This window comes from Paraburkholderia sp. BL18I3N2 (assembly GCF_003001875.1).
In the GTDB taxonomy this organism is placed as follows: domain Bacteria; phylum Pseudomonadota; class Gammaproteobacteria; order Burkholderiales; family Burkholderiaceae; genus Paraburkholderia; species Paraburkholderia phytofirmans.
This window is the reverse complement of record NZ_PVNC01000029.1, coordinates 1-15,041: the sequence shown is the minus strand read 5'-3', so window position 1 is coordinate 15,041 and position 15,041 is coordinate 1. Positions and strand designations below refer to the sequence as shown.

The 15,041-nt window shown below is 61.3% G+C and carries 13 protein-coding genes and 3 pseudogenes; 12 read left to right on the top strand and 4 right to left on the bottom strand.

Translation table 11 applies throughout. The features are described from left to right. Nucleotides 1-11: 11 nt before the first annotated feature. The gene (gene nifB / locus B0G75_RS36840) at nucleotides 12-1,607 is read right to left on the bottom strand and encodes a nitrogenase cofactor biosynthesis protein NifB (protein ID WP_106285673.1); all 1,596 of its coding nucleotides are present in this window, start codon (nucleotides 1,605-1,607) and stop codon (nucleotides 12-14) included. 174 nt (nucleotides 1,608-1,781) lie between these two features. Continuing rightward, a complete protein-coding gene (locus tag B0G75_RS42130) occupies nucleotides 1,782-2,069 on the bottom strand; it encodes a hypothetical protein (protein ID WP_374956949.1) in 288 nt (95 codons plus the stop codon). A gap of 249 nt (nucleotides 2,070-2,318) precedes the next feature. On the opposite strand from B0G75_RS42130, the pseudogene B0G75_RS42125 reads away from it, so the two are divergent. The 11 genes and pseudogenes from B0G75_RS42125 to B0G75_RS36775 all read left to right on the top strand — a co-directional run. Beyond that, nucleotides 2,319-2,573 (top strand): annotated as a pseudogene (locus B0G75_RS42125) (aminotransferase class V-fold PLP-dependent enzyme); the annotation flags it as partial. A gap of 293 nt (nucleotides 2,574-2,866) precedes the next feature. Further along, the gene (gene erpA, locus B0G75_RS36820) at nucleotides 2,867-3,241 is read left to right on the top strand and encodes an iron-sulfur cluster insertion protein ErpA (protein WP_106285672.1); all 375 of its coding nucleotides are present in this window, start codon (nucleotides 2,867-2,869) and stop codon (nucleotides 3,239-3,241) included. Between the two features lie 23 nt (nucleotides 3,242-3,264). Beyond that, a pseudogene (locus B0G75_RS36815) lies at nucleotides 3,265-3,417 on the top strand (2Fe-2S ferredoxin); the annotation flags it as partial. Between the two features lie 384 nt (nucleotides 3,418-3,801). Next, a complete protein-coding gene (gene nifV / locus B0G75_RS36810; RefSeq protein ID WP_106285722.1) occupies nucleotides 3,802-4,938 on the top strand; it encodes a homocitrate synthase in 1,137 nt (378 codons plus the stop codon). A 154-nt stretch (nucleotides 4,939-5,092) separates the two neighbouring features. After that, nucleotides 5,093-5,431: a nitrogenase stabilizing/protective protein NifW gene (nifW, locus tag B0G75_RS36805; protein ID WP_106285671.1), complete on the top strand. Its 339-nt coding sequence runs from the start codon at nucleotides 5,093-5,095 to the stop codon at nucleotides 5,429-5,431. A 34-nt stretch (nucleotides 5,432-5,465) separates the two neighbouring features. After that, nucleotides 5,466-6,314, top strand: coding sequence for an electron transfer flavoprotein subunit beta/FixA family protein (locus B0G75_RS36800; protein WP_106314631.1), 849 nt, complete (start codon nucleotides 5,466-5,468; stop codon nucleotides 6,312-6,314). After that, nucleotides 6,311-7,414, top strand: a complete 1,104-nt coding sequence (locus B0G75_RS36795) for an electron transfer flavoprotein subunit alpha/FixB family protein (protein ID WP_106285670.1) — start codon at nucleotides 6,311-6,313, stop codon at nucleotides 7,412-7,414. The genes B0G75_RS36800 and B0G75_RS36795 overlap by 4 nt, the downstream gene beginning before the upstream one ends. Nucleotides 7,415-7,425: 11 nt before the next feature. Then, nucleotides 7,426-8,736 carry an FAD-dependent oxidoreductase gene (locus tag B0G75_RS36790; RefSeq protein WP_106285669.1) on the top strand — a complete coding sequence of 437 codons (1,311 nt, stop codon included), beginning with the start codon at nucleotides 7,426-7,428 and terminating at the stop codon, nucleotides 8,734-8,736. Further along, nucleotides 8,733-9,032 carry a ferredoxin family protein gene (locus B0G75_RS36785; RefSeq protein WP_106285668.1) on the top strand — a complete coding sequence of 100 codons (300 nt, stop codon included), beginning with the start codon at nucleotides 8,733-8,735 and terminating at the stop codon, nucleotides 9,030-9,032. The genes B0G75_RS36790 and B0G75_RS36785 overlap by 4 nt, the downstream gene beginning before the upstream one ends. Nucleotides 9,033-9,043: 11 nt before the next feature. Beyond that, nucleotides 9,044-9,748 (top strand): ferredoxin, encoded by a 705-nt coding sequence (locus B0G75_RS36780; RefSeq protein WP_308705950.1) that lies wholly within the window; start codon nucleotides 9,044-9,046, stop codon nucleotides 9,746-9,748. An 11-nt stretch (nucleotides 9,749-9,759) separates the two neighbouring features. Beyond that, nucleotides 9,760-10,500 carry an IclR family transcriptional regulator gene (locus B0G75_RS36775; RefSeq protein ID WP_106285667.1) on the top strand — a complete coding sequence of 247 codons (741 nt, stop codon included), beginning with the start codon at nucleotides 9,760-9,762 and terminating at the stop codon, nucleotides 10,498-10,500. A gap of 1,200 nt (nucleotides 10,501-11,700) precedes the next feature. Here the strand turns inward: B0G75_RS36775 and nifA are convergent. Both nifA and B0G75_RS41695 read right to left on the bottom strand, forming a co-directional pair. After that, on the bottom strand, nucleotides 11,701-13,536 hold the full coding sequence (gene nifA / locus B0G75_RS36770; protein WP_106285666.1) for a nif-specific transcriptional activator NifA: 1,836 nt from the start codon (nucleotides 13,534-13,536) through the stop codon (nucleotides 11,701-11,703). A gap of 505 nt (nucleotides 13,537-14,041) precedes the next feature. Then, nucleotides 14,042-14,573: pseudogene (locus tag B0G75_RS41695) on the bottom strand (transposase); the annotation flags it as partial. Between the two features lie 238 nt (nucleotides 14,574-14,811). On the opposite strand from B0G75_RS41695, the gene B0G75_RS36755 reads away from it, so the two are divergent. Next, nucleotides 14,812-15,030, top strand: a complete 219-nt coding sequence (locus B0G75_RS36755; protein WP_106285665.1) for a hypothetical protein — start codon at nucleotides 14,812-14,814, stop codon at nucleotides 15,028-15,030. Nucleotides 15,031-15,041: the final 11 nt, after the last annotated feature.

The following is a 15,041-nucleotide window of genomic DNA, read 5'->3' as shown; positions in this document are numbered from 1 at the left end:
GGAAGGGTGTGTCACGCCGCTGAGGCTGACGAGGTGTAAGCGCCCTGGCGGATCGAAGCATCGCCGCGGTTTAGGTGCACAATGGCGCCGCTGGCGATGCGACTGCGGTAGTCGTTGAACCAAGCAAGCACCGCTTTTTCGATAAATTCGCCGACGTACTGATCGACCGGCTCGATGCCCGCTTGCGCCAGTTCGTCTTTCGGGCAGGCGCCGATCTTCGCGACCAGCACCGCGTGGCAGTCGCGAAGCGCGCGCACGACCGACGGTAGTTGCTCGTCGTCGCCGTAACCGCCCCGGCAATACAGGTCCACCCGGCGATGGCCGACGAACAGCGCTTGGGCTGCCGAGACCTCGAAGATCTGAAACTCCGTGACGTGGCCGAAGTGCTCGTTGACCCGGCCGCCGCCCTTCGTTGCGACCGCGACCAGCACCTTCATGTCGTCGGCGACGTCGATCTCGCGAGAGACAGCCAGCGCTTCCTGCTTCGCGTCGTGCTGCGCCTGACGCTCGGCTTCGACGCGCTGCTGGTATTCACGGCGGCGGTCGAGGTCGTAGACCACTTCCATCTGCTCGATCTTGTCAAGGGTGAAATCCTCGCTGCGGTCCTCGCCCAGCAGGCCAACCGCATCCGCGCGGCACTGGCGGCAATGACGCATCAGGTTGGCGCCGCCCATGCAGGCGTCCTGCACGGCCTTGAGTTCCTGCGCAGTCGGTCCGCGCTGGCCGCTCAGGCCAAAGTGAGTGCCGTGCTCGGGCTCCGAGATCAGCGGCATGATGTTATGCAGGAACGCGCCGCGTTTCTTGACGTCGCGGTTGACCTCGACCAGGTGGTCCTCGTTGATGCCGGGAATCAGCACCGAGTTGATCTTGGTCAGCACGCCGCGTGCGGTGAGCATCTCGAGACCCTTCATTTGCCGGTCATGAAGGATTCGGGCTGCTTCGTAACCGGTCACGCGCTTGTGCTTCCAGAAAATCCACGGATAGATTTTCTCGCCCACCGCCGGGTCGACCATGTTGATGGTGATTGTCACGTGGTCGATGTTGTACTTGCAGATTTCGTCCACGAGGTCGGGCAACGCCAAGCCATTGGTCGACAGGCACAGCTTGATGTCCGGCGCCTGTTCCTGCAGCATCCGGAGCGTCTCGAAGGTCTTCTTCGGGCTCGCCAGCGAATCACCAGGACCGGCAATGCCAAGCACCGTCATCTGTGGAATCTCGCTTGCGACCGCCACGACCTTCTTCACTGCCTGTTGCGGCGTTAGCTTCTGAGAGACCACGCCGGGACGCGACTCGTTCGAGCAGTCGTATTTGCGGTTGCAGTAGTTGCACTGGACGTTGCAAGCCGGCGCCACCGCCACATGCATGCGCGCATAGTGATGATGGGCTTCTTCCGAGTAGCATGGGTGATTCTTGACCTTCTCCCAGATGTCCGGCGGCATGTCGTCGAGACTACCCGACACGCCGCAGCTGGCCTTACCCTCGCCACCGTGCGTGCCGCAGCCGCCACCGGTGGACGGGTCTTCGATCTTCACACCGAGCGGTTTAATCTGCCCAATGCTGATATAGGCCGCTGCGGGCAAGTCGCTCGCATTTGAACTCGCTTGCATGGATATCTCCTCGCAACCAACGGCGGCCGCGCGCAAGCCATAGAGCCAGATCCATGCCACTCGACAAGAACGCCAGGAATCAATGGGTTAGGATATATTTCGCAGTTCTGTTTGATCCCGGCGCGCGACGTATCCCTACAATTTCGTTGCGTCGTGTCGGTGTTGCGACAAATCTCACACGACCCGGACAGCATGTTCTGAACCAGCGAGAGGGACCCGCACAAACCAGATCAATCGTTCGCGTTCACCCTCTGGCTTCCCCGGCTTGCGATTTCGCGAACGTGTGGTCGTCCGCTGCTGCTCGTCACGCGAGAGTCCCGTAGCGCTCAGGCCGCGCAGTTGCCCGTCCGGTTCGGCCAGCACCACAAAGGCGCGCCGCCACTCCATCGTCTGCACAAGATAATTCGGGGACTCGCGGAAGGCTTTCGCCACATCGAGCGACGAAACCAGCGTCTTGCTCACCTCGTAGACGCAGTCCAACGCTTGCCTGAATGTTCACCGTTGACTTCCCCTTCGTGCGCTGCGCGCTTTCGATGTTAACGACAAATCCGACAAAAAGAACGGCGGCAATCCTCACTCGTCGGGCGCATCGACACAAAAACAACAGCGAAACAACAGCGGCCCAGCTGAAAGAGGCCACTAGAGCGTGAAAATCCACTGGCATGGAAGTTGCCCTGAAGGTCGCACTACCCCCGCTTTCAGGAGCCTGCAATGTCGGATTTCCAACGCGTCAGTACCAGCCTCCATCCGCGCGGCGCCAACCCGGTGCATCTGGATCATGCCGCCACCACGCCGGTCAATCCGCGCGTGATCAGACGCATGCTGCCTTACCTGACCGAGATGTACGGCAATTCCGCCAGCCGTTCGCATGCCTACGGCTGGGTCGGCGAAGAAGCGATGGAACTCGCCCGCGAGCAGGTCAGCGCGCTCGTCAACGGGGACCCGCACGAGATTGTCTGGACCTCGTGGGGCTCGGGCCGCGCATGCGGATCGCGTGCCAAATGCACGGCGGCGTCCACGACGCGTGGCATGCGCTCCGGGACGTTGTGCACGCATCAGATCGTCGAGGAACTGCCATTGCCGCCGGTCGAGATCCACTGCTCGATTCTCGCGCCGAGGACGCGATCAAGGCGGCAGTGTCTGACTTTCGCTCGCGCCAGACGATTCGACGCGCAGCAGCCGACGACCTGTTACTCGCCGAGCAACCGACCTGCTCGTCTAACCCGAAGTGAGTCCATTCAAGCCTGAGAGGAACCTCCATGGAGACGCTCACCCAACCGGCTTCCGCCACACCCGGCGTCATGCCCGGCCTACTCGAATTCACGCCTCAGGCCGCTGCGAAAGTGGCCTCGCTGATCGAGGAAGAAGGCAATCCCAACCTGAAGCTGCGGCTGTACGTGTCCGGCGGCGGCTGTTCGGGCTTGCAGTACCGCTTCGCGTTCGACGACCAGGTGGCGGACGACGACATGCAGACCGTCACGGACGGCGTCACGCTGCTGGTCGATTCGATGAGCCAGCAATACCTGCCCGGCGCGCGCGTCGACTACGAGGACAGCCTGGAAGGTTCGCGCTTCGTCATTCACAACCCCAATGCGCAGAGCACCTGTGGCTGCGGCAGTTCGTTTTCCGTGTGAGGCAATCATGAAGATCTCACTGACTGGCGCCTCCCGACGACGAGGAGAACAACCAGTTCGACAATGCGTGGGGCCTTGACGTGCAATCGCGTCTCGCGTGCTGCGTGAAGCTGCGCGACGCCGACCTGACGATCGAACTGCCGCCACATACGCGCGAGCTCGCGCGTGAGCGTTGAGGGCATGCGTCCTTTGCGCCGTGCGGCCTCTTCAAGCGCCATAGCGGTCATAGCCGCGCTGATAGCCGCCGCATGTGTTTATCTTCCCGCATCTCCGTTCCTATGGATAACCAATCCCTACAGCGTTTGCATAATCGCGCCGACCGCGTCCGCACGTCCTGGCTGACCACGCCCATCGCATCGCGCATCGCTTTCTGCAGCGCCGTGTTCATCGCTACACCTGGCTGTTCGAAACAGGACATTCGCGACAGGTCTTCGTTGGAACCGCTTCATCACAGCGCCAGCGAACACCGGAAAGCCCTGCGGCAAGCGGCTATTCGCACTAACCGTGCATGGCGCAGTACTTGCAAACCGTATGATCAAATGCCTAAAGGACAACTTCCCGTGTCGAATCCGATCATCAACGACACCACACTGCGCGACGGCGAACAGACCGCTGGCGTCGCATTCACGGTTGCCGAAAAATGCGCGATTGCCGAGGCGCTGTCAAGCGCCGGGGTACCCGAACTGGAAATCGGTATCCCCGCAATGGGTGCCGAGGAAATCGATTGCATCCGGACCATCGTCGCGCTGAATCTCGACGCCGATCTGATGGTCTGGGGCCGTCTCACCGACGCGGACCTGGCGTCGGCCTTGTGCTGCAATCCCGACATCATTCACCTGTCGATTCCCGTCTCCGATATCCACCTTCAACACAAGTTGCGCCAGCCGCGCTCATGGGTGCTCGCGCAGGTGAATCGCGTAATCAGCGCCGCCGTCAAAAGCGGCCGCAAGGTTTCGCTGGGCGCGGAGGATGCTTCGCGCGCGGACCCCTCGTTCCTCGACGACGTGGCGCGGCACGCGCAACAGTGCGGTGCGCAACGCATCCGCTTTGCGGACACGCTCGGCGTCCTCGATCCTTTTTCGACCTATGAAGCGATTGCGCGATTGCACGACGCGGTCGATCTGGAAATCGAAATCCACGCGCACAACGACCTCGGGCTCGCGACCGCGAACACCCTTGCCGCACTGCGCGCCGGCGCAACCCACTCCAACACCACCGTCAATGGTCTCGGCGAACGCGCCGGAAATGCCGCGCTGGAGGAGATCGTGATGGGCGTGCGCCATATCATGGGTCGCAACACCGGCATCGACACGACCGCGCTATTGAGCATCTCTCGGCTTGTCGAACGGGCTTCAGGACGCCAGGTCGCGCTGAACAAAAGCATTGTCGGCGCCAGCGTATTCACGCACGAGTCCGGCATCCACACAGACGGGCTCGCGAAGAATGCATCGACCTACGAGAGCTTCGATCCCGCCGAACTCGGTCGCGAACGCTCGGTCGTGCTCGGCAAGCATTCGGGTTCGCAAAGCGTGCGCCAGGCTTATGACGCGCTCGGCCTGCCCGTCAGTGAAAAGCTGCTCGTGCTGCTGCTGACCCGTATCCGCCACCATGCCACCCAGCACAAGCAAGCGCCCAGCGCCGCCGACCTGTATCGCTTCCTGATCGAGTTGCGCTACACCGTCGGAGAATTGTCATGAGCGGCGCTGTGGTCGGCTTCACGGAGTGCGTCGCGAAACCCGGACAGTCGGGCACGACGACACCGTGCGCCACCAGCGGCGCCTGCGACAAGTACTTCGCCGAGCCGACGTTCTGCCCACACCTATCCTCATCCGCTTGCAAGGAGTAGACGCGATGGAAAGCTTTGTCCAGCAACTCAAGGCGCTGTCCTCAGCCGAGGACTTCCTGCAGTTCTTCGGCATCCCGTTCGACCAGAAGGTCGTCAACGTGAGTCGACTGCACATCCTCAAGCGCTTCTTTCAGTACATCCAGCAACAGGACGCGCTGCCGGAAGGCGACGAACCCGCCCTGTTCGCGTCGTATCACGCGCTGCTGCTGAAGGCTTACGGCGACTTCGTCACCTCCACGCCGGCGCAGGAAAAAGTGTTCAAGGTGTTCCGGAACACAAATGGGCGGCAGCACGTTTCACTCGACAGTCTGCGCGCGTCGCTGCCCGCGCGCACCCTTGCCTGACAGGTGGAGCAAGACCATGCACATCGTTAAGACCATGCACATTGTCGTCTGCATCAAGCAGGTCCCGGACTCGACGCAGATCCGCGTTCATCCGGTCACCAACACGATCATGCGCCAGGGTGTTCCGGCGATCGTCAACCCGTATGACCTGTTTTCACTCGAAGAGGCGCTGCGACTGAAGGACCGCTTCGGCGGCAAGGTCACGTTGCTTTGCATGGGCCCGCCGCAGGCCGAGGAAGCGCTGCGCAAGTGCATCAGCTTCGGCGCGGACGACGCCGTGCTGCTCACCGACCGTGCATTCGCTGGCGCGGATACGCTCGCTACGTCGTACGCGCTGGCAGCGGGTATCCAGCAGATCGCGAAGGAGCAGGCGGTGGACATCGTGTTCACTGGCAAGCAGACGATCGACGGCGACACCGCGCAAGTCGGCCCCGGTATCGCCAAACGCCTCGGGCTGCAACTGCTGACCTACGTGTCGCGCATCGTCGAGACCGCTCTCGATGCGCGCACGATCACCGTCGAGCGCCGCGCCGAGGGAGGCGTGCACGTGCTCAGGACGGCGCTGCCGTGCCTGATCACAATGCTGGAGAACACCAACGAACTGCGCTTTGCGACGCTGCCCGCGATGATTCATGCGGCCGGCTATCCGGTGCACAAATGGAACTGCGAACAGGCCTGCATCGAAGATCTCAGCAAGATCGGCCTGAAGGGCTCGCCGACAGTGGTCAGCAAAGTCTTTGGACCGACGCCGCGCAGCGAGAAAGCGGAGATGCTCGACCTCGACGCATCGAGTCTTTGCGACGTGTCGGTGAACCTGCTGCAAAAGATCTTCACGCGCCATCCTACCCTGGAAGCTGACCTGCTGATGAAGGAGGGTTCATGAACGCACCCGCCGCCCCCGCGAAGAAACCCGCCGGCCGCGCAGGACGCAACCTCGAACTGCCGAAACACCTGAAGGCCTACAAAGGCGTCTGGGTCTTTATCGAGCACGATCGTGGACACGTGCACAGCGTCTCGTGGGAACTGCTCGGTGAAGCGCGCAAATTGGCCGACACGCTCGGCAGCCGAGTGGGCATCGCGGTGCTCGGCGGCGCGAATGAACCGCTCGAACAGTTCGCCGCAGAAGCCTTCACTTACGGCGCGGACGATGCGTACATCGTCCACGACCCGGTCTTGCAAGGCTATCGCAACGAGCCGTTCACGAAAGGGCTGACCGACCTCGTCAACCGGCATCAGCCCGAGATCCTGCTGCTGGGCGCGACGTCGATGGGCCGCGACCTCGCCGGCTCCGTAGCGACGACCCTGCTGACCGGGCTGACCGCCGATTGCACCGAACTCAACATCGATCCCGCGTCGCGTGCGCTGGCGGCGACGCGCCCCACCTTCGGCGGCTCGCTGTTGTGCACGATCATGACGCTCGCGTACCGTCCGCAGATGGCGACGGTGCGCCCGCGCGTGATGCCGATGCCGCTGCGCGACGCCGAACGCACCGGCAATATCGTCCATGGAACGCTGGGGATGGTCGAGACGGACATCGTCACGAGGCTGCTCGACTTTATCCCGGATGCGAGCAGCAACCGGATCAACCTGCCCTATGCCGATGTGATCGTGAGCGGCGGCAAGGGGTTGAAGAGCCCGGAAAACTTCCAGCTGGCGTTCGAACTGGCGAACGTGCTCGGCGGCGAAGTGGGTGCGACCCGGCCATGCGTGCAGGCCGGCTGGGTCGAGGGGGAGCGCCAGGTGGGACAGACCGGCAAGACGGTGCGGCCCAAACTCTACATCGCCGCGGGCATATCCGGGGCGATCCAGCACCGCGTGGGCATGGAAAGCGCAGACGTGATCGTGGCGATCAACACCGACCCGAACGCACCCATCTTCGATTTCGCACACTACGGGATTGTCGGCAATGCGTTGCAAGTACTGCCCGCGCTGAAGCAGGCTTTTGTTGAGCATTTGACCCGGCGCCGCAAGCAGGTTGCCTGAGGAGAATCACGATGAGAAAACCTTCACAGTTCGATGTGATTGTGGTCGGCGCCGGTCCGTCCGGCAACGCTGCCGCTTACACGATGGCCAAGGCAGGTCTGGAAGTGCTGCAGATCGAGCGCGGCGAATATCCGGGCAGCAAAAACGTTCAGGGTGCGATCCTGTACGCGAAGGCGCTCGAAGAGATCATCCCGGACTTCCGCGACGATGCGCCGCTGGAGCGCCACATCATCGAGCAGCGGATGTGGATGCTCGACGATACGTCGTTTGTCGGTACACATGTGCGCAGCGAGGATTACAACAAGCCGCCCTATAACCGCTACACGATCATCCGCGCGCAGTTCGACAAGTGGTTTTCATCGAAAGTGCGCGAAGCCGGCGCACTGCTGCTCTGCGAGACCACGGTGAAGGAACTGATCATGGACGGCGACCGGGTGGTCGGCGTGCAGTGCGACCGCGAGCACGGCGATGTCTATGCCGACGTGGTAGTGCTCGCCGACGGCGTGAATTCGACGCTCGCGCGCAAGGCGGGCTTTCATGGAGAGATCGGGGCCGGCGACGTTGCGCTCGCCGTCAAGGAGATTCTCTTCATGCCGGAGGAGACGATCGGCCAGCGCTTCAACGTCGGCGAGGACGACGGCGTCGTGATCGAGATGGTCGGCAGGATCACCGACGGCATGATGGGCACTGGCTTCCTCTATACCAACAAGGAATCGCTCACCATAGGCGTGGGCTGTATGCTGAGCGACTTCAAGAAAAACCCCAACCGCACGAGCCCCTATGTGCTCCTCGAAAAGATGAAGCGGCACCCGTCGATCGCACCGCTGATTGCGGGCGGCGAGATGAAGGAGTATTGCGCGCATCTGATTCCCGAAGGCGGTTTTCACGCAATCCCGCAGGTCTACGGCCACGGCTGGATGATCGTTGGCGATTCAGGCGGTTTCGTGAACGCCGCGCACCGAGAAGGATCGAATCTTGCCATGACCACAGGACGCCTCGCCGCCGAAACGGTGATCCACGCGAAAGCCGCGGGCCACGGCTACCGCGCCGGCACGCTCAAGGCCTACAAGGCCGCGCTCGATCAGAGCTTCGTGATGAAAGATCTGCACAAGTACCGCGACATGCCGGCCGTGCTGCACCAGAATCCGCAGTTCTTCACGACCTACCCCGACCTCATGGCACGCGCCGCGCGCACGATGATCACGGTCGACGGTAAGGACAAGAAAAGCAAGAAGCGCGAGATTTTTTCGAGCTTCCGCAAAGCCCGTTCGCTTTCCGGCATCGTGGGTGACGCCTACAAACTCCTGAGGGCCTTCCGATGAGCACCCTACCCGTCAACGTAGAGGAAAAGCTGTTCCAGAACCGTTACCGCGTCGATGCAGGACGGCCGCACGTCCACATCAAGGATGCCGACGTCTGCCGGAGCGAATGCAGCGAGAAGAGTTGCACCTTTGTCTGCCCGGCCTCGTGCTACAAGGCCGAAGGCAACGGCGCGGTGACGCTGATCACCGACGGCTGCCTCGAATGCGGCAGTTGCCGCATCCTCTGTAGCGACCACCAGAATATCGAGTGGGACTACCCGCGTGGTGGTCACGGCATCCTGTTCAAGTTCGGTTGACGAACATCGTCATGGCCAGACCAGAACGACATGTGTTTGCTTGCACCGAGAACCGGCCGCCGCCGCATCCGCGGGGCGCCGGGGGCAAGGGCTCGACCGCGCTGCTGAAGGCCTTCTGGGCGGAACAGCAGAAACGCCAGGCGCCCGATACCGTCGCGATCACGTATTCGGGCTGTCTCGGCCCGTGCGATCAGCGCACGAACGTGCTCATCTATCCCGACGTGGTGCTCTACAGCAGCGTGACGATGGCCGACGTGGAGAAAATCTTCACGCGTCAACTCGAAGGCCGCGAACCGGTGCGGCGCCTCATCGAAGGCCTGCATGGCGCGCCGGCCGAGCAGATCGACGCAGTCCTGTGGAGCGTCACGCTGACCTCTCCGCGAAGCCTTGCCGCCTACTATCTGCTCAACAAATTCCATGCCGGACGCCGCGAACTCGATGAGGCAGAGCACGCGGCCCATCTGGGACTAAAAGCAGCTGCGCATGCCGCCGGGTTGAATGAGGATTGGCAGATGGTACAAGCCGGAGACGCGAACTTCCACGCGCCCGATCCCGCCCGCTTCTGGCTGTTCACGCTAAAGGCGCTCGCCTTCATCGGCCTGCGGCGCGGCGAACGCGAAACCGCCACACAGTTGATCACACAACTACGACAGCTCGATCCGGCTGGCCACCTCGGCTTCGGCGTAGTGGAAGCGTTGCTGCAACGGTCCGTCTGAGGAGAAGCACGATGTCCAAACAGCCCGCCATTGCATCGTTGGCCGACGACAATCTGGCAGCCGGCGGCGTGGCAGCAGTCGACCGTGCGCTGACCCTGCTGGCCGCCTTCGGCAACGGCACGCACGTGCTGTCATTGAGCGCGCTCGCGGAACGCACGCGCCTGTACAAGAGCACCGTGCTGCGCCTGCTCGCGTCGCTGGAACATGCGCATCTCGTGGTGCGCCGCGCCGATGGCTGCTACGTGCTGGGGTCCGGCGTCGCAAGGCTGCATGCCATCTATGCGCAATCGTCCTCCAGCGAGTCGCTGGTGATACCCGTGCTGCAGGAACTGGTGGCCGCGACCGGTGAAAGCGCCGCGTTTCACGTACGTCAAGGTGCGCAACGGCTATGCCTGTATCGCGTCGACTCGCCACAGCCTGTGCGAGATCACATCCGCGCGGGCGAGCTACTGCCGCTGGATCGTGGCACAGGAGGCCGGGTGTTGCGAGCCTACTGCCACGAGGGCGATAAGGCACTCGGTCAGCAGATCCGCCGCCAGCAGGTCATCGCGCTAGCAGGAGACCGCGATCCGCAATTGGCAGGTATCGCCGCGCCGGTGTTCGGCCCGTCCGGGCAACTCGCCGGTGTCATTACGCTGACCATGCCCCGCGAGAGACTGGACTCCGCTTGGGCGGAGATAGTGAGGAATTCTGCGCGAACTCTCACACGATACCTTGGCGGAATCAAGCCGGGCGAGGCAGACGGGTGTTGATGCGTGAGGAACGAACTTGGGTTGTTACTCGCTTTTACTGAATGTCTTAATGTTGGCCATTGCGGCCAGCCGCGCTCGATCCCAACTTCGACTCAACGAATGTCAGTAGGTGGGTAGCCCGTGGGAATCGAACCCACAGGCCCTCCCAGGTAGGGTCGAGAACTGGCGCGCGCACCGATAGGCGCCGGTGGTGATTCCACCGCTTTCGCGATGGCCCGCAATCCGGCAACCGTGGTCACGTTTCCAGCTCCCGCCACGTCGAACGCAGCGGGCCGATTTCCGGCACTACGCTCTGCGTTCGTCTCACCAGCACTCATCTGACAGAATTTCTCTCCGCCTTTTCCTCAACGCTCACCACGCGGACTCTTTACCCGCGCAGCTTGAGGTGATTTGAAGCCAGCTCCTGCAAGCCGACTTCGAGGGGCCCGCCCTCATCTTCAATAAAGCATTGCTCACGCAATCGCTGCGCTTGCATTCGTAGCACACCATGGACACCCTCAGTTTGCCAAGTTTTCAATCGGCGATGATGGGTAGGTAGATTGCAACCATAGATTCGGACTTTCAATGTGGCTGTGCCGCTGTGCCTGACGGGTTTCGCTTGATCGGTTCCCCGTCGCTTTCGCACACTCGACGGTGCTCGGACATTCCCGGGCTTTGCCGACCACGCTCTAACCTGTCGTGCCATCACGTCATGATTACCTAAGCAATCGGTCGACTCTTCTCGTGTTGTCAGCGTTTTGTCCTGCTATTAGCCGGGCTGACTACGCAACCGCAGCGGCAGATGTGTCTTCTGCCCGGAACTCCCGGTCATCTGCCCACAGCGCCCATACGGCGCACGATCTTGTTGGCGTGCGACAGAGTCGCCTCGCTGATATGACCCCGGGCGCGCCTCCAGAAATTCAACGGGATCGAACACCACCGCTTGCGTCGCTGACCGCATCCGGTGTGGGCTGATGGTCGAGCGCGACATGGCCGACGCACCGGCGATGACAGCGCCGCGTTCGCACCACCTTACTCGAGATACCGACCGCCCCTGAGGTCGGCCGGGCTGTTCTCGACGATTACCGAATTGGCGCCGACTGGGTCGCTTCCGATCGTGATCATGCCAAGGTCCGCGCCAAACCCTGGCTTGACTTGTCTGAGCTATTCACATCAGTCGCGATGTCGCGGCCCCGACACGCCGCAAGTCCGACAGTGCTTTCAGAAACGCTTGATCTCGACACCGTATTTCCTCAGCGCGTAGCCAATCTGGCGAGGCGTCAGTCCAAGCAGCCGCGCCGCTTTTGCCTGCACCCAGCCGGATCTTTCCATGGCGGCGATGAGACGCTCGCGGTTGGTCATCTTCGCACCACTTCCGAGAGCTGCACGGCCAGGCACTATCGGAGCCCGCTCGCTGTCGACAGGCGGGACCGCAACTGCGCCCGGCGTAGCAGCCTCAGCCGGGGGCGTACCCGGCTTCACTTGCACTGGTACGATCGGCCCGGGCTGCAGCACCATCTCGTCCGATCTGCTCTTCCACAGCATCGCGGACAGGCACTGGCCGTGGCAGCAGGCAAAGTCGTTTCTCACGATCGCTGGTCCCGGCGCCAGGGTCGCGCTCCGCTGCACGCAATTCTCGAGCTCGCGGACATTGCCGGGAAAACCGCAGTTCATCAACACTTCAATCGCGTTCGCATCGAAGGTCAGCGTACGGCTGTTCTCGCTGTTGAAATTCTTGAGAAACTCAACGGCGAGGAGCGGAATATCACTGCGCCTTTCACGCAACGGCGGCAGCAGCAAGGGAACCACGCTGAGGCGATAATAAAGGTCGGCGCGGAACTCGTTCCTTGCCACCGCATCTTCTAGGTTCTTATTCGTGGCGGCAACCACGCGAACATCGACCTTGATGGTCTGGTTGCTGCCGACGCGCTCGAATTCTTGCTCCTGCAGGACGCGCAGCAGCTTTGCCTGGAACGAGGCCGAAATCTCGCCGATCTCGTCCAGAAACAGCGTCCCCTTGTCGGCGAGCTCGAAGCGCCCCTTGCGCGAATTGAAGGCGCTGGTAAAGGCACCCTTCTCATGACCGAACAATTCGGATTCCAGCACCGTCTCAGGAAGCGCCGCGCAATTGAGCTTGATGAAGGCCCGCTTGGCTCGCGGCGACAGCTCGTGAAGGGCCTTGGCGACCAGCTCCTTCCCGGTACCGGATTCGCCGCGCAACAGAACTGTGCTGTTCGATTTGGCTACCACCGCGATCTTCTCAAGCAGGCCGCGCAGCGCCGGACTGTCGCCAATGATCCCCTCGACATGAAACTTCTTACGCTCCTGCGCAGGGTACTTGAGCTCGGACAATTGATTTTGCAGCCCGTCCCTCCCCGCCATCAGCCGCTCGCGGTCGCTCTTGAATAAGCGATGCAGCTTCACCGTCTGCCCCACCAGGTTGGCGATCATAGTAAGCAGCCGCACGTCGCAATCGAGCCGGAAGTTAGACCCATTGTCCAGGATGCGGTCGATGGTCAGCGTGCCCACGACCTTCGCGTCGATGCGAATAGGAACGCCGATGAACGACACTCGCGTGTTGTCGGAAGCACCGAGCACGCCCATGTCGGCGGCACTGAAGCCCGAATGCCCCACTACGTTCTCGGCGACGAGCGGCCTGTCCGTCGACATGATCTGGTCAATTGCCTTCTGCGGCAGGCGCATCCGGTAGCGCTCATCGCTGCCTTCGCTCCAGCCGGCGCCAACGGTAATGTCCGGTACGCCATCATCGTCGAAGAGAGAGACGATACCGAGCCGCATCTGCACAAACGATTGCAGGAGATCGACGACGTTGGCCAACATGACTTCGAGCCGGCAGGAGGCGCTAAGTACCTTCGATATCTCCAAGATGCCGGTAAGCGCGCTCTCGTACCACTGCACAATAGGGACCGCGTGGTCCGTCTCGGACTTTGAGCTAGGCCTTTCGCGTACGGAAGCGATATGCAGCATGACGACGTCCTCGTTGTGGGGACCGTGCTCCCCGTCACCTTGTTCGGATTTGCGGGCATTGTGTTGCATATCATCCTCGATCTAGCGCCCAATTTCACGGGCTGACCTCAAAAGATAATGCCCTTTCATGGAAGGACGGTGAAACTGTAGTGCCTTGATGTACTTATTTTCTGCTTTTGCGATTTCGCTGCGTGGATTCCGTTAGGAACGCGAGTTCCATTGATGTCGCTCAAATCAACTGCGATTTGTCTACTCCAGGTGCAGCCGATTACAGGTGTCGTCCATCATTGATTGCTGCCTCGGTGCCCGTGAGATAACTCGCCGCATCCGAGCATAGGACGAAGATCTATCTTTGCGACCGCTTCGGGCGTGCCCGCCCGGCGCAGTGGGATATTTGGCACAAGAAGCGCTTCCGTGTCGGGCGACAAAATGTCTGTCCTGAACTGGCCGAGGACGTATGGAAACCGATTTCAGATCGTCACATCCGAGCCTATCGGTCCGATTAATCTGGTTTGGTAAGTCATGGCTGCGTTAGCGTAACGTTTCAAGTGCAAAAAAAAAGCCCCTCCGGGCTCTAGGTGCCAGCCATCCTCACTACCTCTATTGTTTTGGCAACCCCAAGTATCTTCACGACGCGCTTCAGGTTGTAGGCCAACACCTGTAGACTCATTTCGGTGCTGACCCGTCCGAGCGTTCGGGTCAGGAAGTGTGTGACCCCCAATCCAGTGCTTCAGCGTGCCGAAGACATGTTCGACATGTGCTTCTGCGGATGGTCATTGCGTCAGGCTTGCGCTCTAGCCGACGCTGCATGGCCTCAACTATATGCTCATGTTCCCATCGTCGAATGCGTCGGTAGTCGCGGGGTGACATCGTTCCTCGAGCGGGCAAAGCGGGCAGGCGCCGGGCCAGTAGCCATCGTACTTGCGCACGTTCTGGCCAAGGAAATCGAAACCGTCTGCAATGTTCGTGATCCGGGACTTCTCTTCCGAGCGCTCCAGACCTTGAGCGGCCATAAACTGCCTGACCGCCGGAAGCATCTCGAATTCGAGCACTTCTTTCGACATACCGGTCACAATAAAGTCATCGGCGTAGCGAACGACGTTGAGTTGGGCCTTGCTGCGTGCCGCCGCGGTGAGATTACGCTCGGTCATCAGAGCATCGAGCACGACGAGCAGATTTAGATCGAGGCCCTTGAAACGCATGACCCCAACTTATTCATAGCGTGGATGCGTTCCATCAAAACAATCGATTTTACGAAATGTACGGCATGGAGGATAGTGTTTCCTGGTAGATCCGACTGGATTTCGCAAACCTGCTGGCGCCTTCGTCGTGCCGGGGTAGCGGATGAAGTGTGTCGTAGAACTGAGCGAAGCCGAGGAAATGACGTTGCAGCAGTTGTCGATCAATCACATGCATCGGGACACGCGCACGCGAGCGGCGGCCCTGTCGTTGCGCGGACACAGGATCAAGCGCAAGCTCACCGCCGGGCAACTCGGCGTGAGCGGGCAGTCCGTCTGCGACTGGCTCACACATGGCGCAACAGCGGCGTGGACGGCCCGATGACCGCCATTACG